The 23,097-nt window shown below is 70.5% G+C and carries 15 protein-coding genes; 9 read left to right on the plus strand and 6 right to left on the minus strand.

Features of this window, described 5'->3' with window-relative positions; all coding sequences use genetic code 11:
- The first annotated feature begins 4 nt into the window (after positions 1–4).
- Genes ABD156_RS16520 through ABD156_RS16540 form a run of 5 tightly spaced genes read left to right on the plus strand, consistent with a single transcriptional unit; the run spans position 5 to position 12,228 of the window.
- On the plus strand, positions 5–943 hold the full coding sequence (locus tag ABD156_RS16520; RefSeq protein ID WP_344273402.1) for a TauD/TfdA family dioxygenase: 939 nt from the start codon (positions 5–7) through the stop codon (positions 941–943).
- Positions 940–2,841, plus strand: a complete 1,902-nt coding sequence (locus ABD156_RS16525) for a condensation domain-containing protein (RefSeq protein ID WP_344273405.1) — start codon at positions 940–942, stop codon at positions 2,839–2,841. Before ABD156_RS16520 ends, ABD156_RS16525 begins: the two co-directional genes overlap by 4 nt.
- On the plus strand, positions 2,838–8,738 hold the full coding sequence (locus ABD156_RS16530) for an amino acid adenylation domain-containing protein (protein WP_344273408.1): 5,901 nt from the start codon (positions 2,838–2,840) through the stop codon (positions 8,736–8,738). The genes ABD156_RS16525 and ABD156_RS16530 overlap by 4 nt, the downstream gene beginning before the upstream one ends.
- Positions 8,735–10,525, plus strand: coding sequence for a non-ribosomal peptide synthetase (locus tag ABD156_RS16535; protein WP_344273411.1), 1,791 nt, complete (start codon positions 8,735–8,737; stop codon positions 10,523–10,525). Before ABD156_RS16530 ends, ABD156_RS16535 begins: the two co-directional genes overlap by 4 nt.
- Entirely contained in the window at positions 10,522–12,228 is a 1,707-nt protein-coding gene (locus ABD156_RS16540; RefSeq protein WP_344273414.1) for a class I SAM-dependent methyltransferase, read from the plus strand. Before ABD156_RS16535 ends, ABD156_RS16540 begins: the two co-directional genes overlap by 4 nt.
- Positions 12,229–12,344: 116 nt before the next feature.
- Here the strand turns inward: ABD156_RS16540 and ABD156_RS16545 are convergent, their stop codons facing one another.
- The 4 genes from ABD156_RS16545 to ABD156_RS16560 are packed head-to-tail and all read right to left on the minus strand — an operon-like array spanning position 12,345 to position 16,061.
- Entirely contained in the window at positions 12,345–13,616 is a 1,272-nt protein-coding gene (locus tag ABD156_RS16545; RefSeq protein ID WP_344273417.1) for an MFS transporter, read from the minus strand.
- Between the two features lie 30 nt (positions 13,617–13,646).
- Positions 13,647–14,492, minus strand: coding sequence for a sugar phosphate isomerase/epimerase family protein (locus ABD156_RS16550; RefSeq protein WP_344273419.1), 846 nt, complete (start codon positions 14,490–14,492; stop codon positions 13,647–13,649).
- The gene (locus tag ABD156_RS16555) at positions 14,489–15,289 is read right to left on the minus strand and encodes an SDR family NAD(P)-dependent oxidoreductase (RefSeq protein ID WP_344273422.1); all 801 of its coding nucleotides are present in this window, start codon (positions 15,287–15,289) and stop codon (positions 14,489–14,491) included. The genes ABD156_RS16550 and ABD156_RS16555 overlap by 4 nt, the downstream gene beginning before the upstream one ends.
- Complete coding sequence (locus ABD156_RS16560) at positions 15,282–16,061, minus strand: alpha/beta fold hydrolase (RefSeq protein ID WP_344273425.1); 780 nt, start codon at positions 16,059–16,061, stop codon at positions 15,282–15,284. The genes ABD156_RS16555 and ABD156_RS16560 overlap by 8 nt, the downstream gene beginning before the upstream one ends.
- Positions 16,062–16,171: 110 nt before the next feature.
- On the opposite strand from ABD156_RS16560, the gene ABD156_RS16565 reads away from it, so the two are divergent.
- Positions 16,172–17,077: a LysR family transcriptional regulator gene (locus ABD156_RS16565; RefSeq protein WP_344273428.1), complete on the plus strand. Its 906-nt coding sequence runs from the start codon at positions 16,172–16,174 to the stop codon at positions 17,075–17,077.
- 406 nt (positions 17,078–17,483) lie between these two features.
- On the opposite strand, the gene ABD156_RS16570 is transcribed toward ABD156_RS16565, so the two are convergent.
- Together ABD156_RS16570 and ABD156_RS16575 are read right to left on the minus strand one after the other, a co-directional pair.
- Positions 17,484–18,347: an alpha/beta fold hydrolase gene (locus tag ABD156_RS16570; RefSeq protein ID WP_344273430.1), complete on the minus strand. Its 864-nt coding sequence runs from the start codon at positions 18,345–18,347 to the stop codon at positions 17,484–17,486.
- A 29-nt stretch (positions 18,348–18,376) separates the two neighbouring features.
- A complete protein-coding gene (locus ABD156_RS16575) occupies positions 18,377–19,327 on the minus strand; it encodes a LysR family transcriptional regulator (protein WP_344273433.1) in 951 nt (316 codons plus the stop codon).
- 115 nt (positions 19,328–19,442) lie between these two features.
- Between ABD156_RS16575 and ABD156_RS16580 the strand changes: the two genes are divergently transcribed.
- The 3 genes from ABD156_RS16580 to ABD156_RS16590 all read left to right on the plus strand — a co-directional run bounded on the left by ABD156_RS16580 (position 19,443) and on the right by ABD156_RS16590 (position 23,081).
- Positions 19,443–20,312 (plus strand): alpha/beta fold hydrolase, encoded by an 870-nt coding sequence (locus ABD156_RS16580; protein ID WP_344273437.1) that lies wholly within the window; start codon positions 19,443–19,445, stop codon positions 20,310–20,312.
- On the plus strand, positions 20,309–21,712 hold the full coding sequence (locus ABD156_RS16585; RefSeq protein WP_344273440.1) for an MFS transporter: 1,404 nt from the start codon (positions 20,309–20,311) through the stop codon (positions 21,710–21,712). The genes ABD156_RS16580 and ABD156_RS16585 overlap by 4 nt, the downstream gene beginning before the upstream one ends.
- A 412-nt stretch (positions 21,713–22,124) precedes the next feature.
- Positions 22,125–23,081 (plus strand): hypothetical protein, encoded by a 957-nt coding sequence (locus ABD156_RS16590; RefSeq protein WP_344273443.1) that lies wholly within the window; start codon positions 22,125–22,127, stop codon positions 23,079–23,081.
- The last annotated feature ends 16 nt before the right edge of the window (positions 23,082–23,097 follow it).

Below are 23,097 nucleotides of genomic sequence, written 5' to 3' on the forward strand. Positions count from 1 at the left end.
AACCATGGCGCTTCCCTACGTGGTCGAACGCGGCGCGCCCGAGGAAGACCTCGTCGAGCGCATCACCGCCGAGCGCGCGTCCCTGCGGGCCCGGCTGGACGAGCACGGGGCGGTGCTGCTCCGGGGCTTCGACGTCGGCGGGGTGGCCGGGTTCGAGGCGGTCGTCCGGGCGCTGTCCGGAGAGCCGCTTCCCTACGTCGAGCGGTCTTCGCCCCGCAGCACGATCCAGGGCAACATCTACACGTCGACGGACTACCCGCCGGCGGAGGAGATCTTCTTCCACAACGAAAACTCCTACCAGCTGTCCTGGCCGATGACGTTGTACTTCCACTGCCTGCAGCCGCCGCACGAGCGCGGCGCCACTCCGCTGGCCGACACCCGGCGGGTCCTGCGGGCCTTGGACCCGGCGGTGGTCGAGGAATTCGCCCGCCGCCGGTGGCGGGTCGTCCGGAACTTCGGCGAGGACGTCGGCATCCCGTGGCAGCAGGCGTTCGGTACCGACGATCCGGACGAGGTCCTGCGGTACTGCGCCCGCACCGGGACGAGCGCCGAGTGGCGAGGCCCCGGCCGCCTCCGGACCACGGCGGTGCGGGACGCCGTGCACCGGCATCCGCGGACCGGGGAAGCGGTCTGGTTCAACCACGTGGCGATCTTCCACGTCAGCGCGCTCCCGGCGGAGGTCGGCCGGGGCCTGCTCGAGATGTTCGGGGAGGACGGCTTGCCCAGCAACACCTATTACGGCGACGGCGGCCGCATCCCCGACGACGTGCTGGCCGCCCTTCGCGACGCTTACCGGTCCGCCGCGAGCCGGTTCGACTACCGCCTCGACGACGTGCTGGTGGTGGACAACATGCTCGCCTCCCACGGGCGCGAGCCCTTCACCGGGCCGCGGCGGATCGCCGTCGCGATGTCGGATCCTTCGCACGCGGAGGAGCGGCCTTGAGCGCCGCCACCGCCGCCGGGGCGTCGTTCGCCCAGCAGCGGATCTGGTTCTCGAGCCAGCTCGGGGACGACCCGTCGGTGTACAACGTCACCGTCGCCGCGGACCTGACGGGCGCGCTGCACGCCGGGCGGCTCGGCGAGGCTTTCCGGGCCTGCTCCCGCCGGCACGAAAGCCTCCGGACCTGTTTTCGGCTGGCCGGCGGCCGGTTGCAGCAGATCATCACCGGCAAGGAGGTCGCGCTCCGGTTCGTCGATCTGACCGGGGTCCCAGAGGCCGCGCGGACACCGGCGGTCGACCGACTTGTCCGGCAAGAAGCTGACGAGCCCTTCGATCTGGGAAGCGCGCCGCTGCTGCGCCTCCGGCTTCTGAAAACCGCGGAGAACCGCCACCTGCTGCTCGTCACGTTCCACCACATCGTCGCCGACGCGTGGTCGCTGGACAACCTGCTCCGCGAAGCGGGGGAACGCTACGAAGCACTCCAGTCCGGCGACCGCCACCCGCCGCCAATGCCGCGGCTGCAGTACGCGGACTACGCGGCCTGGCAGCACAAGGCGGCGACGGGGGAGGGATTCGAACGGCAGCTTTCCTACTGGCACAAGCAAATCGAGGGGCTGCCCACCCTCGTCCTGCCCGCCGACCGGCCGCGTCCGTCGGACGTCTCCTTCCGCGGCAGCACCTACCGTTTCCCGCTGGACCACACCCTCGCCGAGAAGCTGGCACAGCTCGGCCGGGACGAGCGCGTCAGCCTCTTCATGACCCTGCTGGCGGGATTCCTCGTAGTGCTCCACCGCTGTTCGGGGCAGACCGACCTCGTCCTCGGCACCGCGATCGCCGGGCGCGACCGGCCGGAGACCGACGAGATGATCGGGCTCTTCGTCAACATGCTCGTGCTGCGGACCCCGGTCCGCGCCGGCACCACCTTGCGCGAGGTGCTGGCCGACTCGGCCCGCACCTGCCAGGACGCCTACGACCACCAGGACGTGCCGTTCGAGCGGCTGGTCGAAATGTGGGGCGGCGACCGCCGGGCCGACCGCCATCCGTTGTTCCAGGCCATGTTCCAGCTCATCCGGGCGGCTGAAACCCGGCTGCCGCTGCCCGGCGTGCGGGTCGAGGTCCGGGAGATCGAACGGCCGACCGCGAAGTTCGACCTCTCCGTCACCGTCACCGAAGCCGGCGGCCGCTTGACCGGCGACGTGGAGTACTCCACCGACCTGTTCGACGCCGAGACGGTGACCGGGCTCGTGGACGCGTGGCTGACCGTGCTGCGCCGGATGACGGAATCGCTGGACGAGAGTGTGGGCGGCTTTCCCTTGGGGCAGAACGACGGCGGCTGTCTCGACGAAAGCGCGCTCCCGGCCGGTCTCGCCGCCGACGACCTGTACCGCGAGCCAGCAGCGCGGCCGGACGGCACCTTCCAGGTGCTCGACGCGTATCGGCACCCCGTGCCGCCCGGACTCCCGGGGGACTTGTGGGCCGGCGGCGCCCCGCCGGTCCGGACGGAGCACCGGGTGCGGCGACGTCGTGACGGCGGTCTGGAGCTTGTCCCCGTTCCGGAACCGGCCGGCGCCCGGCGGATCGAGGACGACGCCCACGTGCCGCCGGAAGGCCGGACCGAGGAAGCGGTGGCGGCGGTGTGGGCCGAGACGCTCGGCGTCGAGGACGTGGGCCGGCACGACAACTTCTTCGCCCTCGGCGGCCATTCCCTGCTGGCGACGGTGGTCCTGTCGCTGGTCCAGGAGCGGCTGGGGGCCGACGTCGCGCTGGAACGGTTCTTCGACGCCCCGACGGTCGCGAGCCTGGCCGAGGAGATCCGGGCGGGCGGCGGCTCCCGGCACGAGCTGAGCGCGCTCGTCGACGACCTGGAGCAGATCCCGGATCTCGAGGAAAGCGGGGGGTGACCGTGCCTGACCTGACGGAGCGGATCAGGCGGCTGTCCGCCGGGCAGCGGGAAGTCCTGCGGCGGCGGCTGAAGGAACGCGGCCTGCCGCCGGTCCTGACGGCCTACGCGGGCACCTCCGGCGAGGACGCGCCGGTCTCCTCGACCCAGCGCCGGATCCTGTATCTCGGCCAGCTCAAGTCAGCCAGCTCTTTCTACAACAGTCCCATCGCCTACCGGTTGTCCGGCCCGCTGGACGTTGCCGTGCTGTCCCGCTGCCTCGACGAGATCGTCGCCCGGCACGAGATCCTCCGAACGGCCTTCCCGGTGAAGGACGGCGTGCCGTGGCAACGGATTTTGCCCGCCGCCCGCCAGGAGGTCCGCGTCATCGACCTCCGGGGCCTGCCTCCGGAAGGCCGGGAGCGGGAGTGCGCGCGTCTCATCGCCGCCGAGCACGCCACCCCCTTCGACCTCGCCGCCGGGCCTCCCGTGCGGTTCCGGCTGATCAGTCGCGCGGCGGACGAGAACGTGCTGGTGACCGACTTCCATCACGCGGTGGTGGACGGATGGTCGCTCGGCGTCTTCGGCGAGGAGCTCCGCGCGTTGTACGACGCGTTCCTGAACGGGCTCCCGTCGCCGCTGCCCGCGTTGCCGGTCCAGTACGCCGGGTACAGCCGATGGCAGCGGGACTGGTCGGAATGTCCCGAGGCGGAGCGTCAGCTCGCGTTCTGGCAGGCGGAGCTGAGCGGCGCCCCGGAACTGCTGGCGCTGCCTGTCGACCGGCCCCGGCCGCCGGTGCAGGAGTACCGGGGCGGCGCCCACCGCTTCGCCCTGCCCGCCGGACTGGGGCGGGCGCTGGACGACCTCAGCCGGAACTCGGGGACGACCCTGTACATCACGCTGCTGGCCGCTTTCTCGGTCGTGCTGGCCCGGTACAGCGGGCAGGACGACCTCGTGATCGGCGGCCCGGTCGCGAACCGCCGCCAGCCGGAGCTTCGGTCGCTCATCGGTTTCTTCGCCAACACGGTGCTCTTCCGGATCCGTCCGGCGGGCGATCAGTCCTTTGTGGACCTTCTGAAGGCAGTCAAGCGGACCTGCCTGGCCGCCTACGAGCACCAGGACACGCCGGTGGATCTCATCGCGCAGCGCCTGTTTCCCCGGCGCGACCTCGCCAGCAGCCCGCTGTACCAAGTGAACTTCACGCTCAACAACACGCCGCCGCCGCTCAGCGCGCTGCCGGGGCTCAAGGTGACGCTGCTGGAGACCGACGGCGACGCCGCGCGGTTCGACCTCGATCTCAACGCCTGGGGCACGCCGGACCGGTTGGAGTGCTGCCTCGACTACGCGGCCGACCTCTTCGACGCCGCGACCGCCGCGAGGATCGCCGCCTCGTGGGTAAGCGTGCTCGCCGCGGTCGTGGCGCACCCGGCCGCTCCGGTCGCCGACCTGCCGCTGTTGTCGCCCGCCGAGGCGGACCGCCTGCTGTCGCAGGGAAACGGGGCCGCCGGGGATCGCCGGGAAAGCAGTGTCCTGCACGAACTTTTCCGGGAGCAGGCGGCCAGGACGCCCGAAGCGGTGGCGATCAGCTCCCCGGACGGCGAGATGTCCTACGAGGCTCTCGACCGCGCGTCGAACCGGCTCGCTCACCGGCTCCGGGAACTGGGAGCGTGCCGGGGCGAAGTGGTCTCGCTGCTGCTCGGCCGGTCGCCGGAGCTGGTCACCGCGCTGCTCGCGATCCTCAAGACGGGCGCGGCCTACCTGCCCCTCGACCCGGCCCAGCCGTCCGTACGCCTGGACGCCATGCTGGCCGACAGCGAGTCGGGGCTTCTGCTTACGTGTCAAGGGCTTCGCACCGCCGTCACGGCGGCGCCGGCGCGTGTGCTCTGTCTGGACACCGACGAGGCCGCTGTCTCCGCGCGGCCGGACCGCCCACTCGGCGAAACCGGGTCCGGGGACGACCTGCTTTACCTCATGTACACCTCGGGCTCGACCGGCCAGCCGAAAGCGTCGATGCTGTCCCACAGCAACGTCGTGAACTACCTCCGATGGGTCATCGCGACCTTCGATCCCGTTGGGGGAAGCGGGGTTCCGGTCCATTCGTCGGTCGCCTTCGACCTCACCGTGACGAGCATCTTCGCGCCGTTGCTCGTCGGGCAGCGCCTGGTAGTGCTGCCCGATTCGGGCGCGCCGGGCGAGGATCTGCGGAACTTCGCCCGGACCGCGCGGGACCTGGCGTTCGTCAAGCTGACACCGGCGCACGTGCGGTTGCTGGAGCGCGGCGGGCCTGGAGCGGGCGACCTGGCCAAGACGGTGATCATCGGTGGGGAAGCGCTCTTCGAAGACGACATCGCGGCGTTGCGCGGAAAGACGCGCGTGGTCAACGAATACGGGCCGACCGAGGCCGCGGTGGCGTGCGTCGCCTACGAGGTCGGCGCTGCGGTGTCGCCCGGCGGCCGGGTCCCGATCGGCAGGCCGATCGACAACGTCCGGGCGTACGTCCTCGACCACCGGCTGCGCCCGGTCCCGGTGGGCGTGGCCGGCGAACTCTACGTCGGAGGCGCGGGGGTTTCCTACGGCTACTGGCGGCGCGCGGCCCTCACCGCGACGCGGTTCGTCCCCGATCCGTTCGGCGGCGAACCCGGGGCGCGGCTCTACCGGACCGGCGACCAGGTGCGCTGGCTGCCCGACGGGAACCTGGAGTACCTGGGCAGGCGCGACGGCCAGGTCAAGGTCCGCGGGAACCGGATCGAACTGGGGGAGATCGAGGCCGTGCTCGCCCGCCACGACGCGGTGCGGCAGTGCGCCGCCGACGTAGTCGAGGGAGCCGCGCCGGGCGAAGAATCCCTGGTTGCGTTCCTGTGCCTCGACGAGCGGCGGATCGACGGCGGCGACGATCTGCCTGGCGAACACGTGGGCCAGTGGCAGCAGATCTACGAAGGCACCTATCGCGGACGAGGGGAAGCCGCGGAGGACCCGTCGTTCAACCTCGCGGGCTGGACCAGCAGCTACACCGGCGGCCCGATCGACGAGGCCGAGATGGCCAACTGGCTGCGGGACACCGTCGCCCGGGTTCTGGAACTCCGGCCGCGCCGGGCGCTGGAGATCGGCTGCGGCACCGGGATGATCCTCGCCAGAGTCGCCCCGAGCTGCGAGTCTTACGTGGGCACAGACCTTTCGGCGGCCGCGCTGGACACCGTCCGGGGTTTTCTCGGCGACACAGGGAAATCCGCCGTCGCTCTGCGCCTCGCCGCCGCGCACGAGAGCATCCTGGACGGCGAGGAGTTCGACACGGTCATCCTCAACTCCGTCGTCCAGTACTTCCCCTCCCTCGCCTATCTGGTCGATGTGTTGCGCCGCGCGGCGGCGGCGATGCCCTCCGGCGGCCGGATCTTCCTGGGCGACCTGCGAAGCCTGTGCCTGCTCGATCTGTTCCACGCCTCGGTCGAGGCGCACCGGGCCGACGTGGCGATGCGGGTCAGGGAGCTGAAGGCGCGCGTCCAGCGGCGCACCGCCTACGACGAGGAACTGTGCATCGACCCGCGGTTTTTCGGTGTCCTGCGGGCGGAACTGCCCAGCATCTCTGCGGCCAGGGTCCTGCCGAAACGCGGTCGCTACCGCAACGAACTGACCCGCTTCCGATACGACGTCGTCCTCACCGTGGGCGACGGGAGCGAGCGGCCCGAGGCCGTCCCCGCCGCCGAGTGGCGGGACTGGGAGGCCGACGAGTTCAGCCTCCAGGAGCTTCGCCGCCTGGTGCGGGACCCGGTTCCGCCGCTATCCTTGCGGAACATCCCCAACGCGCGGCTCGAACAGCTCGCGGTGCTGCGCGACCTGCTGGCCGAACGCGATCCGGCGTCTTCGGTCGGCGAACTGCTGGCCCAGGCCGAGGGAATCTCGAACCCGGGCGTCGACCCCGAAGACCTCTGGGCACTGGCCGACGAGCTTCCCTGCCACGTCGAGGTGAGCTGGCTCGAGGGGCGTGCCGACGGTTCGTTCGACGCCGTCGTGCGGCCGGTGCCGGCCGGTCCGGACGTCGAGCCCGGCCCGGCACCCACCCCCGCGCCGCCCGCTGCCCGGCCGGATCTGCGGCAATACGCGAACAACCCGTTGTGGCGCAAGGCCCACGCCGGGGTGCTGGCCGAGGTCGCGGACGAGGTGCGCCGGTATCTCCCGCAGGCGATGACCCCCGACCGGTACGTCGTGCTCCCGGAACTTCCCTTGACCCTCAACGGCAAGGTCGACCGCGCGGCGCTGCGGGAGCTGGCCGGAGTGCCCGAGACGACGGCCGAAACGCCGGAACGCCCGCTCACCGCGACGGAGGAGAAGATCGCGGCCGTCTGGCGGGAACTGCTGGGGCGCGAGCGGATCGCCGCCGACGACGACTTTTTCGGTCTGGGCGGCAACTCGCTGGTCGTGTTCCGGCTGGTCTTCCGGCTCCGCGAGGAGTTCGGCCTCGACCTGCCCGTCCAGCTCCCGTTCGACAAGCGGGTGCTGGCCGACCTGGCCGCCTGCGTCGACGAGGCCATGGCGGAGAAGGAAACTCCCGAGGCGGATCGGCCCGCACTCCGGCGCGTCGAGCGCACGCCTTTCCTGGTGCCGTCGTTCCCCCAGGAGCGGCTGTGGTTCATGCAGCAGATGGATCCCGACGGTTTCCAGTACAACGTGCCCGCCTTCGACCGCCTGCGCGGACCGCTGGACGTCGCAGCGCTGGCCGCCGCGTCGACCGAGCTGGCCCGGCGCCACGAAATTCTGCGCACCGTGCTGGTCACCCGCGACGGGCGGCCGTTCCAGTCGATCCGGCCGCCGCTGCCCGTGCCGCTGCCGGTCGTCGACCTGAGCGCGCTGCCGGCGGGCGAGCGCGAAGCCGAGGTGTCGCGCTTGGCGTCGGCCGAGTACCGCCGCCCGTTCCGGCTCGACCGCGAAACGTTGCTGCGAGCCAGGATTCTGCGCCTGTCTGCGGACGAGCACGTCCTGATGCTCTGTTTCCACCACCTCGTCCACGACGGTCGGTCCATGGAGCTGTTCCGCACCGGGCTGGCCGAGTTGTACCAGTCCGCGCTGCGCGGCGAGCCGTTCCCGCCGGGCGAGCCCGCGTTCCACTACGCCGATTACGCCGCCTGGCAACGGAAACTGGCCGACGAAGGGTTCTTCGACCGGCAGCTGGACTACTGGACGGCCCGGCTCGACGGGATCCTGGACCTGCCCCCGCTGGCCACCGACCGGCCGCGCCCGGCCCGGCTCGGTCACGAAGGACGCCTGGTTCCCGTCTCGTTCGACGGCCGGACGACCCGCGCGGTCCGGCGGCTGGGCGAAGCCGAGCACGCGACCCCGTTCATGGTGCTGCTCGCCGCGTTCTGCGCCGCCTTGGGCGAGCACACCGGCCAGCGGGACCTCGTCGTCGGCACGGACGTGGCGAACCGGCCGGACCCGGAGACCCAGGAGCTGATCGGCTTCCTGGTCAACCAGATCGTGCTGCGCGTCCGGATGCCGGCGTCGCCAGCCTGGCGGGAGCTGCTGGCGGAGGTCCGGGCGGCCGTGGTCGGGGCGCTGCCGCACCAGCACGTCCCCTTCGAACGGGTCGTCCAGGCGCTGAACCCGCCTCGCACCGCCCGCCACAGTCCGCTTTTCCAGGCGAAGCTCGGCCTGACCACCGCGACCGGCGATCCGTTGCCCGCGCTGCCCGGGCTGACCGCCGAGCCGATGGAGCTCGACCTCGGCACCACCCGCAACGACCTGGCTCTGCTGCTGACCGAACACGACGACGCGATCAGCGGTTTCCTGGAGTACAACGCGGAACTGTTCGAGGAACGGACCGCGCATCGCCTGCTTGCCCGGTTCTCGGCGCTCCTGGGGCACCTCGTCGAAAACCCCGGCGGGCGTGTCCCCGCGGCACCGGGCGGTACGGGGTCCGGGCGATGACGGCAGACGCCGGGAACGGCCGCCCGGCGGCGCACCGGCTGGTCGAGCAGCAGTGCCGCCGCACGCCCGGCCTGCCCGCGGTGGAGCACAGCGGGCGGGCGATGTCGTATGCCCGTCTCGATCTCCTGGCGGACCGGCTGGCCGCCCGCCTCGCCGCGCTCGGCGTCGCGGGCACGGTGCTCGGGATCTGCGCGGAGCGGTCGTTCGCGCTGCCGCTGGCGATCCTTGCCACGTTGAAGGCGGGCGCCGCCTACCTGCCGCTGGACCCGGGCCTTCCCGCCGAGCGGACGGCCTTCATGGCGGCCGACGCGGGCGTCCGCGTGCTCGTCGCCCGGCCCGAGGCAGCCCGGCGCCTCGGGATGCCGGCCGGGATCACGGTCGTCGACCCGGACCAGGCCCCGGAGGGAGCGCCGCCGGAGCCGGTCCGCGTTCCCGTCTCGCCCGACGACCTCGCCTACGTCATGTACACCTCGGGTTCGACCGGAGTGCCCAAGGGCGTCGCGATGCCGCACGGCCCGGTGGCGAGTCTCGTCGAGTGGCAGCGCGGGGACTCGGCGGCCGGCGAAACCGACCGGACCCTGCAGTTCTCCGCCGCCGGCTTCGACGCCTCGTTCCAGGAGATGTTCAGCACCTGGTCGACCGGGGGCTGCCTGGTTCTGGTGGCCGACGAAATCCGGCGCGACTCCGGGCGGCTGCTCGGGTTCTTGACCGAGAACCGGATCACCCGGCTTTTCCTGCCGTTCGTCGCGCTTCAGGCGCTCGCCAACGCCGCCCACGCCCGGGACGCCTATCCGACCCTGCTTCGCGAAGTGATCACCGCGGGCGAGCAGCTCGTGGTCACGCCGAGCCTGCGCCGGTTCTTCCAGCAGCTGCGCGGGACCCGGCTCTGCAACCAGTACGGCCCGTCCGAAACCCACATCGTGACCTCGACCCGGCTGGCCGCCGACCCGGGCAGCTGGCCGGAGCTGCCGCCGATCGGCCGGCCCATCGACGGGGCGAGGATCGAGGTCCTCGACGAACACGGCGCGCCGCTTCCGCCGGGGACCACGGGCGAACTGCACATCGGCGGCCCGGTGCTGGCGAGGGGCTACCTGAACCGGCCGCGGCTGTCCGCCGAACGGTTCGTCCCCGATCCGTCGGGACCGCCGGGCGGGCGCGCCTACCGGACCGGCGACCTCGGGCAGGTCGACGCGAACGGCGAGGTCCTGTTCTCCGGGCGCGCCGACAATCAGGTCAAGATCCGCGGTCACCGCGTCGAGCCGGGGGAGGTCGAGGTGGCCGTGAAGGCGCTGGCGGGACTGACGGACGCGGTGGTGGTCGCCCACCGCGACCCGGTCGCGGGGGTCCGCCTGATCGCCTACGTGCTCGCGGGCGACCGGGCCGCCCCGCCGGACCTCCGCGCGCAACTGGAGCGGAAGCTGCCGGAGCACCTGGTGCCGGTCGCGTTCGTGGCAGTTCCCCGATTTCCCTTGACTGCCAACGGAAAAGTCGACCGGCGCGCGCTCGCGGAGCGGCCGGTCACCATCTCGGGGAGCGGGCGCGAGGCGCGGGACCGCGTGGAGGAGGCGCTGCTGGAGTCGTGGGGCCGCACCCTGAACGCCGTCGAGGTCGGCGTCGACGACAGTTTCTTCCACCTGGGCGGGAACTCGTTGCATGCCGCCGCCTTGCTGACCGACCTCAACGAACGCTTCGGGGTCGAGGCGTCGCTCGAGAAGCTGTTCGAACGCCCGACCGTGGCGGCGTTCGCCGAGTGGATCCGCGAGAGCAGGGGAGAAGCGGCGGAATGAGGATCTGCTGGACCCGTCGCAGCCCCGGCCCCGTCGTGGCGGTCCGGGCCGTCGAGGAGCAGGAGGCCGTCGCCGTCGAGACGACAGGGGAGACTTTCCTGCTCGACAAGTCAGGCGAGCCGGTCACCGGTCCGGAACCGTCCCGCGCGCCCGGCAGGACCGCGCCGGGACCGGTCGAGGACTGGGGCGGCGATCTCCCGGTACGGCACCGGGCGGAGACCGGCGAGCCGCGCCTGGTCGTTGCGGCCGACGCGGAGCGCGTCCACGTCCTCGTCGAGGGCATCCCTTGGGACTCCCTCCGGCTCGACGGCGAGATCGTCGGCTTGGCCTTCGCGAAGAACTGGGGACTGGCTGTCGCCGCCACCGCTTCGGGAGTCCTGTACGCCGTGCACGTCTCGCCCACCGCCGCCGAGGTCGCCGCCCTCCTGTGCGCGGAGCAGGAGCTGAGCGGCCAGCACTTCTCCCAAGCCGCGTGCCACTTCAGCTCCCTAGGTTCGCCTGGCTTCGCAGTGCGGCGAATTGCCCGCTTGCGCCGCACGGGCGTGCTCGCCCAAGAGGACGCGGACCGGCTCGTGGCGGAGATCGCCCGGACGTCCGGGAGAACCCTCCGCGAAGACCCGTTCGCCGCTTTCGACGCCGCCGAGGCGCTCGCCCGAACCGGCGAAACCCAGACGGCGATCGGCTTCTACCAAACGGCGGCCGATTCGGTCCGGCTCCGCGCCCGTGCCCTGCGAGCCGTCGGCGACGCATTTGGCAGTCTCGGAGCGGACGCCGCAGCGGACCTCGCCTACCGGCGGTCCGCTGCCTGCGAGCCCACTCTCGCGGACAAGCGGAAGATCTACGATTTCGCTTGCGCTCTCCAGAAACGGGCCCGGTTTCCCGAAGCGGTCTGCCAGTTCGAACTGCTTCTTTCATGGGAGGCCGGTTTCCAGGACGCCTGGACTCGCGCCGAGACCTGCCGACGAGAGCGGACGGCGGCCCGGCCGGGCACCCGGATCAGCGCTTACGACGGCACCTTCTACCACCAGTTCGAAAACGCCTCCGAACCCGACCGCGCCAAGAAACACGTCGAGATGACCCGCCTGTTCGAGGCGATCGACCTGTCCCGGACGAGAGCTTCGCTCGACGTGGGCAGCGGGACCCTGCGCTATCCGCGGCTGCTGGCCGAACACGGAGTCCTGTCCGTCGGGATCGACCTGCGCGACGAGGGCATCCACCAACTCCCCGACGACGGCGGCCCGCGCCGGTTCGCCGTCGCCGACGGATCGGCCCTGCCCTTCCTCGACGGCTCGTTCGATCTCGTTACCTGCATGATGGGAACAATCAACCACTTTTCCCGGGCGGCCCGGCTGAGCTTCGTCGCCGAGGCCCACCGAGTGCTGCGCCCGGGAGGGGTTTTCATCGTGAGCGCCTGGGATCCGCGGTGCCCCCACCAGTCGTTCCTCGCCATGTACACCCCGGCCGAACTGTCCGACCTCCGAACCCGCCTAGTCCCGCCGCCCGTGTTGGCAGGCGAGATGGCCGCCGCGGGCTTCACCGAAACCGGGACCACGCCCTTCTACCTGCTTCCCGACTGGATGGCGACCTCCACCGGCGCGACCACAGCCCACCTGGACGCACTGGCCGAGTTCGACGCCGAACTGCGCGCCGCCCGCCCCGGCGAATGCGGGCAGATGTTCTTCGCTTCGGGGCGCCGCCCTTGACGCTTGCGTTGTTTCGCAGGGCGGTGACAGCGATGGCGAGCACCAGCCCATACCGTGGTGAACACCGGCCCCGAGATGGCGGCACGGGTTTCCGAGACAATGCAGCTGTCCCCGTCTCAAAGGCTGACTGTGCTCGATGACCCGGCGGCATCGTCGGAGCGGCGGTCTGCCTGCTCGCGGATCGGAATAAGCAGCAGCACCCCCAGCAGCGGCCCGATCGCCAGGACGCCGAAAGCCAGGAACAGCGAGCCGGTCGCGCTGAAGACGGCGCCGACGGCGATCGGTGCGAATACGCCGCCCAGTTGCCAGGCCGTGTTGGCGAGGCCGAAGGCGCCTCCGACGAAGCGCGGATCGGCGTACTGCGGGACGGTCGAGTTGGTCAGCACTGTGTAGCCGTACACGCCCAACCCGAGAAGCGGGGCGAGGATCAGCAGGACGGTGTAATCGCGCACCAGGCCGAAGACGACCAGGATGAGCACGAAGTACCCGCTGAGGATCATCAGGTGCGCCTTGCGAGTGCCGCGCAGGCGGTCGGACATGAAGCCGACCAGGGGTTTGACGCCGATCGCGGTGGTGCTGACGATGACCATGACCAGCGCGGCCTTTCCCGCCGAGAGCCCGAGCGATTTCACCATCAGGGAGTTGCCCCAGGCCAGGAACCCCAGGGTGGCCCACTGCATGCCGAGTCCGGCGGCGGCGAGCGACATCAGGTTGCGGTTCTTGAGCATCGCCGCGAAGCCGAGGCGTCCGCCGGGTTCTGCCGGCTCGGCCGAGCCGGGCGGGTCGTTGCGCAGCAGGACCCAGCAGACCACGCCGGCCGCGACGGTGAGCACGCCGAACAGGTAGTAGACCCCGTTCCAGTCCAGCCGCGCCATGAGCGCGGGGATGGAGGCGTTGGCGAGCACGCTGCCGAACGCGGTCGCGGTGATGTACAGCCCGAACGCGGTCCCGCGCTCGCGCGGCGGGAACCAGCGGCTGAGCAGCTTCGTGAAGGACGCGACGTCGGCGCCGCTGACCAGCCCGATGAGGACCTGGATCGCGATCCCCACGCCGAGGTTGCGCACGGTGCCGAAGGCGAACGTCAGCACTCCCGCCAGGACAAGGGAAATCCCCACGGCGAGGCGGCCGCCGATCAGGTCCGCGACGATTCCGCCGGGGATGTTGGTGACCACGTACCCGATGGACATCGCGGTCGCGAAGATCCCCAGCTGCGCCACGGACAACCCGATGGAATGCGAAGCGTCGACCGCGACCACGGACCAGGCGGTGCGGTTGAGGTAGATCAGGGTGTAGGCCAGCCAGCACACGGCGAGGATCACCCACCGGTAGCGAGAGGCCTTCGCGACCAGGGGCGCGGCGGTGTCCGATGCGGACTTTGTCGCATCCATTGTGGACCTCCTTGTCCAGTAACGGGAAGCTCAGTGCAGCAGGCCCCACTCGCGGAGCTGTGCCGCGTTGTGGTGCAGGGTCGCGACGGGCGGGCGGTCCAGGCTCATGTCCTCGACCGAGACCCAGCCGGGGTAACCGCGTCGGTCGATGAGGCCGAGGACCTGGCGGACGTCGACTTCGCCGTCCTCGAGCGGAGTCCACCCGGCTTGCCAACCGCCGCCCGGCGAGCGGAAGTGCGCGGCATTCTTCAGGTGCACGTGTCCGAGATAGCCGCCGAGCAGGTCGAGCGCGATCTCGTGCGCCTCGTAGCCTTCGAAGACGAGATTGCCGAGGTCGTAGATGACCCCGACGTGCGCGGGGTCGAAGCGTGAGACCACCCGGTGCGCGAGCGAGGCGCTGGGGCAGATGGTGTTGTGGTGGATCTCCAGCAGAGCGCGGATTCCGGCCGCTCTCGCGGCGGTCTCGATTTCCCCGAAGAACGCGACGGTGCGCTCGAACAGGTCCGAATAGGACTGTCCCGTTCGGGAGATTCGCGGTGCCTGCAACCGGATTTGCGGAGCGCCGGCAGCGTTGGCCAGATCGCACGCGAGCCGGAGCATCTCGGTGTCGCCGACCTCGAGGTAGGGCGCCAGGCCGATCACGTCGAGTCCTGCCGCGCGCGTGTCGCGGGCGACTGACTCGGCCGTGGGCACGTCCAGCGGGAGGGTGGCGCGGTGGCCGACCAGGTACGGATGCGCGGGCTTGGGGTCTCGGATGCTGCCGGGGCGCGGCTCGACCCGCCATTCGATCCCGGCGAAACCCGCTGCGCGAACCTGGGCGATGCACTCGGGAATGTCCACTGTGGGCAGACAGATCGTCGCGACGCCGAACTTCACGGCAGGGCCGCGTGTTCGACGGCGAGCGGGGTCTGGGGAAGCGGGGCGAGCTGCGCGCCGCCGCATACGTGCAGGACCTCGCCGGTGATGAACGACGCCGCGGGCGAGGCCAGGAAGGCGACAGCTTCGGCGACGTCCCGGGGTTCCGCCATCCGCGGCATCGGCGTGATGGCCTGGTACTCGGCGGTCAGGCGCCGGATCTGCTCGTCGTCGCGGTCGTAGGCGGTGAAGTCGGACCGGATGAAGCTGGGCGCGACCGCGTTCGCGGTGACGTTGTGCTTCGCGAGTTCGGTGGCGAAGGAGCGGGTCAGCCCGACGAGCCCGGCTTTCATGGCGGTGTAGGCGACCGGCCCGCCGGAAACCCAGTTGCGCGAGGCGATGTTGACCACCGCGCCGCCGTGTTGCGCCTTGAAGAACTCCAGCGCCCTGCTGACGAGGAACGCCGGGCCGCGCAGGTTCACCTCGCTCATGAGGTCCCAGTCGTCCGCCGACAGTTCGGCGAGCGTGGAGCGGCGGTTCACGGCCGCGTTGTTGACGATGACGTCGATCCGGCCGAAGCGCCTGCCCACGTCCGCGACCAGGGCCTCGATCGACTCGACGGACCCGAGATCCGCGGCGATGCCGACCGCGGGCGGGGCGAACCTGGCGCGCAGATCCGCGGCGGTCGCGGCGGCCGCACCCGACTTGACGTCGGCCACCACGACGGCGACGCCGTCTTCGAGCAGGCGTTCGGCGATGGCGGCGCCCAGTTTTCCCGCGGCTCCGGTGACAATGGCGACACGGCGGGGTTCAGTCATGGTGTGCTTCCTTCTTTTCCGCGGGGGACAGGAATTCGGCGATCGCGGCCACCACGTCGCCGGGGTGCTCGTGGTGCGTCCAATGCCCGCCCGGCAGGACTTTGACCGTGGCTCCGGAGAGGAACTCGCGGGCCAGGCGGGCGCGTTCGTCGTTTCGGTAGATCGCGAGCAGCGGTACGGGAAAATCGGCGAAGAACTGCTTCGCCTGAGAGCGGAAATGCAGCGCCTCCGCGCCGAAAGCGAATTCGATGAACAGGTCGCGGACAGCCTCGGGCGCGGCCGCGACCTGGTCGCCGGTGCCGGGGAGCACCGGGCACGGACCGTGGTCGGCGAAGTGTTCCCGGGCGACCGCGACGGGATCCTCGCGCCGGAGCCGCTCGGCGATCGCTTCGATGCGGGCCCGATCGTTGTCCGGAAGTCCGAACGCCGGGTCGATCACGACCAGCCTGGCCACCGATTCCGGTGCCTGCCGGGCGAGGAAGGCGGCCACCTCGCTGCCCGCGGAATGAGCGACCAGCACCACCCGGCCGAGACCGAGCCGGTCCACCAGCGCGCGCACGTCCGCTGCTAGGTGCGGCAGCCGCATGTCCGGCCCCGGCCCGGACTCGCCGTGCCCGCGCAGGTCGACGAGCACGACCGGAGCGATCCGTTGCAGGCCAGGCAGAACGGGGTGCCAATCCGAGCGCGAGCGTGCCCAGCCGTGGACGAGCACGAAGACGAACGGGGCTTCCTCCGGCCCTGGCAGTTGCTCGAAAGCCAACTCGACGGTCATCGCTTCCTCTCCGCTCTTCTGCTCGCTGGGACGATCCTGAGCGACCAGCAGTTATAGATCAAATGCCTATTGATCGACCTGGCCATGCCTCAGAGGCATATCATCGGTTCATGCTGGAGCTGCGCCACCTCGACTATTTCCGCGCTGTCGCCGAGTTCGGCTCGATCTCGCGCGCCGCGGCGGCCCTGCACCTCACCCAGCCGACGCTGAGCAGGCAGATCGCCCGGCTGGAGAAGTCGCTCGGGCACCAGCTCTTGCGGCGTACCGCGACCGGCACCGAGCTGACCGCGGTCGGCGAAGGCCTGCGGGACCACCTGCTGTCCATCTTCGAGCTGGTCGACCGGGTCCCCGAGGTTCTCCAGGCCGCGGCCGGCGCGCGGCGTCTCGTCCACTTGGGAGTCCCGTCGGGGATTCCGGCAGGCTGGATCGAGAACTACCTGAACGCGGTGCGCGAAGCCGCGCCGGAGATCCATTTCGCGATCGTCGAAGCCACGAGCGAGGAGCAGCGCCGGTTGCTGCTCAACGGGTTGCTGGATCTGAGCCTCGTGCACACCCAGCCGCCCGAGCTCCGCAAGGAACTCCTGTTCCGGCAACGGCTCGGCTGCGTTTTCCGCGAAGGCACCGGGCCGCGCGACCGGGAGCAGCTCGATGTCACCGATCTCGGCGGGCTGCGCGTCATGGCCCATTCCGCCAAGGGAGAAGAGGTCGGCCTCCGCGCGGCGGCGACCGCGACCGGAACCGAAGTCGACTGGCTGTTCCGCGCGTTTTCCGAGCACAGCGAACTGATCGCCACCAGCTCAGGGGTCGACACAGTGCTCATCGGCGCGACGTCCGCCCGGAAGTGGTTTCCCGCCTGGCGTTGGATCCCGTTGCACGCGGAGCGCCCCGAGCACTGGATGCGGACGTGGGCAGCCTGGGCAAGCAACGACCTGAAGCACGGCGACGTGCTGCTGGGCTGCCTGCGGGAAACCGCCCGGAGCTACCAGGACGATCCCACCTACGAGTCCACCGCCTAACGCCCCAGCGAACCCGCGACCCACCCGCCCCCTCCAGCAGAGACACTCGACGGCAATCCGGTCTCCACGGCGAAGCCCGCTCCCGCCCGCCCTGAGCCGAGCTGCCAGCCCCTGCGCGAACAGCCATCGACCCCCACCCCGCAAACCTGCCCCCGGCCGTCGCCCTAACCCCCCGCCGCACCTAACCGGGAAATCGCCCCACCGTCGCCTTGACCGCCCACTGAACCGGCCCGAGAAATCGCCCCGGGTCGCCCTGACCCCACAGCCGACCACAACGAGAAATCGCCCCGGTTTCTGGACTGAGCGATCCGATCGGCCCCCGGGCCGAGCGGATCGGGAGGGAAGAAACCGGATGAAGGCGATTTCTCCGCCGCGACGAAGTCGCGGCAATCAAACACAGCCGCCCTCACCCCAAAAACCCCTCGACCGCATCCACGACCGCCCCCGGCGCTTCCTCCGGAACGTAATGCCCGCCAGGAACCGACCACCCGCGCACACCAGCCGGATCAGCGTGGTGTTCCTGCCAGACCTTCACCACGTCGAGCCCGCCGAGGCCCCCTTCTGCGCCCCACAGGAGCAGCAGCGGCGCCTGTATCCGCGCTCCGGCGGCGTGGTCCGCCTCGTCGCGGTCGAGGTCGGTCGAGAATCCGGTGCGGTAGTCCTCGAAGGACGCGTGCAGCCGCTTCGGGTCGTCGAACGCTTTGACGTAATGCCGGAAGGTTTCCTCGTCGACGGCTCCGGTTTCGCGCACCCTGGCGAGGAAATGGCCGAGGTAGGCCTCGACGTTCCCGGAGACCAGTTTCGCCGCAAGTTCGGAGTTCCGGTGGAAGAACCAGTGCCACATCGCGTTCGCGGAGCCGCGGTCGAACGAGTTCATGACCACCCTGGTCGGCAGGATGTCCAGCAGAGCCAGCGCGGTGATGTCGGCGGGGCGGTCGAGCGCCCAGCGGTGCGCGACCCTGGCGCCGCGGTCGTGGCCGATCACCGTCGCCGATTCGAATCCCAGGTGATGGATCAGGCCACTGAGATCGGCGGCGGTGGCGCGTTTGTCGTAGCCGCCCGAGCGGGCCAGTCCGGATGCGCCGTAGCCGCGCAGGTCCGGGGCGACGACGGTGCGGCCGAGGCTGAGCGGCTGGATGACCTGACGCCAGCACTCGTGCGTCTGCGGCCATCCGTGCACCAGGACGACCAGTTCCGGTCCGTCGCCGACGACGCGGCAGGCCAGTTCGACGTCGTCGAGGCGCACCGACTCGAGTGTGTTCCGAAGCATGCTTTCTCCCTTGCGGTCGGCGTTTCGAGTCACGAGTCGCCGGGCGACGGCTGTCGCCCAGTGGCGGCCGGGTGTCGGGCGAGCAGTTCGTCGAGCCGGCCGCCGACGTCGGCGCAGTTCTGCCGGACCACGGAAAGGAAAGCGGCCAGCGTCGGCGAGGAATCGGCCGCCCGGAAGGACATCTGCAGGTCCGGCAGCCGGAATCGCGGCTCGACGGCGCAGAACCAGATGTCCTTGCGAGCGATCAGCCGCATCCGTTCCGGACCGAGTCCGACTCCCGCGGAGCAGGCGGCGAGCCCGGCGATCGTGTGGATGTCGCGCGCCAGCGTGGCGCTGTCGAGGGCGGCGGGCTCGAACACCGATCTGAGATAGGAGCCCGCCGCGTCCGCGCTGACCACGAGCGGCTCGCGGGAGAGCTGTTCGACGTCGACGGACCGGCGCCCGGCGAAGGGATGTCCCGCCGAAACCGCGGCCACCAGGTGGTCGGCGCCGATGGGCACGGTGACCAGGTGCTCCGCGCCGGTGCCGCGGGGGCTGCCCCGTCCCACCGCCACGTCCAGCTCGCCCGCGAGCAACGCCGCGGACCCGGCGGAACTGTCCAGCTCCTGCAAGGTCATCCGGACCTCCGGACGAGTCCTCCGGAACCGGCCGATCACCCCGGGCAGCGGGTCGAGCAGCGCGGACCCGATGAACCCGAGACGCAGCCTCCCGGTCTCCCCGCGTGCCGCGCGGCCCGCGTCGACCAGCGCGAGGCTCATCTCGGCAAGCGCGCCGCGCGCCCTGGCGAGGAACGCGTCCCCGGCGGCGGTGGGAAAAACGCCGCGCGCGGTGCGGTCGAACAGCCGCTCGCCGACTTCCCGCTCGAGCGCGGCGATCTGCGTCGACAACGGCGGCTGGGCAATGCCCAGCGACGCGGCGGCGCGGCCGAAGTGCTGGTGTTCCGCGAGGGCCAGGGCGTAACGGAGGTGACGAGCTTCCACGGCGTCATGATACGCAGGAAGTATCGCGAAGGCATTCGCAAGATATCGCGGTGGATAACGCTGCACGGCGGGTGTGCTCTGGGGAGGTCCGTGATCGACTCCCGAAGGACCTCAAGTGACCCGACCCTCCTCGTCCGAGACCGTCATCCTGCTCGTGCACGGCGCCTGGCATTCCGCCCTGCACTGGACAGCGACGCAACGCGCGCTCGCGCGGCACGGCCTCGCCAGCGTCGCCGTGGACCTGCCGGGGAGCGGGCTCGACGCGCCTGTCCCCAGCGGGTATTTCCTGCCTGGCCAGCCCGGCTTCGCCAGCGAAAGGTCGGCCCTGCACGACGTCACCATGCAGGACAGCACGGACGTCGTGCTCAACGCGCTTGTCAGCGCGCGCACCCGGTACCGGAACGTCGTCCTGGTCGCCCACAGCGCCGGCGGCGCGGCCGCGTCCGCCGCCGCGGAGCAGTCGCCGGAACTCGTCGACCGGCTCGTTTACCTGTCCGCGTTCGTGCCCGGCGGCCGGCCCCGGTTCGCCGACTACATCGAGGCCAAGGAGAACGCGGGCGCCGTCCAGGTCCCGCCGGTCGGCGATCCGGCCGGACTCGGCGCGATCCGGATCAACCCGCTTTCCCCCGACCCGGCCGTCGTGGGCGTCATCCGCCGGGCGTTCCTCGACGATCTCCCCGAGGGCAGCCCGGAATCGTGGCGGCAGTTCCTGCACCCCGACCTCCCGTTCGCGAACTTCACCACCCCGGTCCCGGTCTCCGCCGCGCGCTGGGGACGGATTTCCCGCTCCTACGTGCGGCTGGTCGACGATCTCGCCCTGCCGCCCGCGACCCAGGACCTGATGATCGCCGAGGCGGACCGGCTGACCCCGGACAACCCGTTCCGCGTGCATTCCCTGCCGGGCGGCCACTCTCCGTTCGTGACCCGGCCGGACGAACTGGCGACGACCCTCGCCGCGGTCGCCCTGCACCGGTCCGACCGATGAGCTCGGTGCGTCTTTCTCCGGCGTCGCAACGACTTCTGCTGCCGATCGTCCTGTCCGGCACGTTTGTGCAGCTGTTCAGCGTCACGGTCATGCAGGTGGGCGTGGTCGACATCCAGCGGGACCTGAACGCCGGGGCGGCGGAGACCCAGCTGGTCCTCGCCGCCTACACCCTCACCTACGCCTGCTCGCTGCTCGTCTCCGCGCGGTTGGGGGACAAGTACGGCTACCGCCGGATGTTCGTCGCCGGGATGGCGCTGTTCACCGCCGCCTCGATCGGGGCTGCCGCCGCGCCGGACGCGTGGGTGCTGATCGCCGGGCGCGCCCTGCAAGGTTTCGGCAGCGGCCTGATGGCGCCCCAGATCCTGTCGATCATCCAGTCGGCGCTGCCCGCGAACCGCCGCCCCGCCGCGCTGAGCGCCTTCGGAGCGACGATGGCGGCGGCTTCCCTCGCCGGCCCGGTGCTCGGCGGCGTGCTGACCCAGCTCGATCCGCTGGGACTGGGCTGGCGGGCGGCGATGCTGGTGGTCGTCCCGATCGGGATCGCCGCCCTCGCGCTCTCGCCCGCGCTGCCGTCCGTCCGGGAAGAACGCAAACCCGCGCGCGTCGATCCGCTGGGCGCGACGCTGAGCCTGCTGGGCTTCGCACTGCTGGTGTTCCCGCTGACGATGGGACGCCAGACCGGCTGGCCGCCGTGGACCTGGGCAAGCCTGGCACTGGCGGCGGTGGCGCTGACCGGTTTCGTGTTTTCCCAGCGCAGGGCGGCGGAACCGCTCATCCAACCGTCCACATTGGACGAACCAGCGACCAGATGGGGACTGGCCGCCGTGCTGGTCTTCAACGCGGGCGTCCCGTCCTTCACTCTGCTGCTGTCGATGCACCTGCAGGGCGCCAAGGGCTGGAGCCCGCTTGAGACGGGCCTGAGCGTCACGCCGTACGCCGTCGGAGCGCTGGCCAGCAGCCGGATCGCGAACAGCCTGGGCAACCGGTTCGGCCCCCGGGCGCTCGCCGCCGCCTCGCTCGCGATGGGACTGGTGTGCCTTGCCGTCCCGGTGCTGATCGACCTGCGCTGGTGGTATTGGCTCGCGTTGTGCGTCGGCGGAGTCGCCTTCGGGGTCTTCACCGCGTCGGCATTCACCCAGATCATCGCCAGAGCGCGCCCCGAGGCGGCGGCTTCGGTTTCCGGATTGCTTCCCACGGCGCAGCAGCTGGGCGGAACGCTGGGAGTCACGTTCGCTGGCATCGCGTACGCCGCGCCAGCGGCGACGGCGGGTGCGGCGTTGTGGCACGCGATGACTTACGAGGCCGCGGCCTTCGCGGTTGCTGCCGTGTGCGCGGTTGGCGGCCTTCGGAGTTCGCGAACCGCGGGTGATCAATCGCCGAGGGTGTCAGTGCGAGGGTGAGAGGGCGGACCGTCTCTGCGTAGTCGCTCGCTTCGTCGGTGCCAAGCGCCTCCGCGAACTCTCGCTTGCCTGTCATCGCGTCCGCCGCCGCTCCCAGGCCAGGAGCGGCGATCTGTTGGCGGGTGGCAAGTTGCTCGCGCTGGCTTGGCCGCGAGCGGGGGCATCGCGTCCTTGATCAATTAGGCTGACTCGGCGATGTTCCTGTTCGCCGCCTCGGGCCTGTCGGAGCAGGCAGTCCGTTGCACCGAATGCCGGTCCATGCGCAGCGGCGAACTGTGCTACCGTCTCCTTGCACCACGCGGTCTGCGGAAGCACCCGGACCATCAGTGCGCACCCATAACCTTTGTTGAGGGGCGTTCTGTCGGCGTGTGCTGGCAGAACGCCTGGTCAGCCTCTGCTATCGGAGACCACTGTGTCCTTTGACGACGATCGGTACGAGGCATTTTTGCCTCATCACACAGCCAGCAAGCACCGGATTATGGCGATCACCGGATTCCCGGGCCATCCTCAATTGCTTGCCTTGGCCACCGTGCCCGATGCCACCGCCGCGCGGCGTCTGGCGGATGCTCTCAATTCTCGTCTGCTCGGTCGTCGCAACCACGTCGAACGTCTTGACGGGGCGTTGACCGGTCTGCCGGAAAGTGTCGCCGCAGCGGTGCGTCAGCTGCCGATCGAGCCTGCTCAGGACACCCGGCTGGGACGGTCAAGGCTGGCGGACCATCTGCCTGGCGACCCCGTCGACGGAATCCTGATGTTCCCGTCGACGGTCTGCCCATCCGGCGAGTGCACCGCGTGCGGAAACTGTGTCGACGACTGCCAGGATTGCGAAATCTGTGAAGAAGGCGGGTGTGTGGACTGTGTCCGGCCTGATCTGACTCCTCGCACTGCGGAGGTGTTGGCCGCGGCGGGATCCATCCTCGCTGACCAGTATTTCGACCATGCTGAGGAGGTGAATGCCGGTGGTCCGCGGACCTTTGCGGAAATTATGCCTGCCATCATGGCCAAGCAGCCAGCCGAGTTCTTTCGCCGCATGGCACGCGTCTTCGACGATCTGACCAACGATCTGCAAGACGGGGTCGAGCCACATCCTCTGGACATGGCGGAGCAGGTCGCTTTGGACCTGATGATCCGGGAGGCGGAGGGCCTGCTCGACGACCCGGACGTGATTGAAAGCTTTGTTCAAGGCTTGCCGGAGACACGATACGACAACGAGTTCGACAACCTCTACGACGCGCTTTTCGAGGACACGGACCACATTGGTTTGTTGTACTCGGATCAGAGTTCCGCCGCGCCCGGCGAGCTGGAGTTTTTGTTCGAACCATTCTATGACGGCGAGGAACGCGACCCGAATCGCGGCTTTCGCCGCTGAAGTCCACGCCTGCAAC

The organism is Amycolatopsis albidoflavus (assembly GCF_039525725.1).
Classification (GTDB): Bacteria; Actinomycetota; Actinomycetes; order Mycobacteriales; family Pseudonocardiaceae; genus Amycolatopsis; species Amycolatopsis albidoflava.

Bases quoted from the DNA above. Each gene is read 5' to 3' on its own strand.
- ABD156_RS16555 (WP_344273422.1), bottom strand. From the start codon at position 15,289: ATGACTGAACCCCGCCGTGTCGCCATTGTCACCGGAGCCGCGGGAAAA.
- ABD156_RS16540 (WP_344273414.1), top strand. From the start codon at position 10,522: ATGAGGATCTGCTGGACCCGTCGCAGCCCCGGCCCCGTCGTGGCGGTC.
- ABD156_RS16570 (WP_344273430.1), bottom strand. From the start codon at position 18,347: ATGCTTCGGAACACACTCGAGTCGGTGCGCCTCGACGACGTCGAACTG.
- ABD156_RS16560 (WP_344273425.1), bottom strand. From the start codon at position 16,061: ATGACCGTCGAGTTGGCTTTCGAGCAACTGCCAGGGCCGGAGGAAGCC.
- ABD156_RS16565 (WP_344273428.1), top strand. From the start codon at position 16,172: ATGCTGGAGCTGCGCCACCTCGACTATTTCCGCGCTGTCGCCGAGTTC.
- ABD156_RS16520 (WP_344273402.1), top strand. From the start codon at position 5: ATGGCGCTTCCCTACGTGGTCGAACGCGGCGCGCCCGAGGAAGACCTC.
- ABD156_RS16535 (WP_344273411.1), top strand. From the start codon at position 8,735: ATGACGGCAGACGCCGGGAACGGCCGCCCGGCGGCGCACCGGCTGGTC.
- ABD156_RS16545 (WP_344273417.1), bottom strand. From the start codon at position 13,616: ATGGATGCGACAAAGTCCGCATCGGACACCGCCGCGCCCCTGGTCGCG.
- ABD156_RS16585 (WP_344273440.1), top strand. From the start codon at position 20,309: ATGAGCTCGGTGCGTCTTTCTCCGGCGTCGCAACGACTTCTGCTGCCG.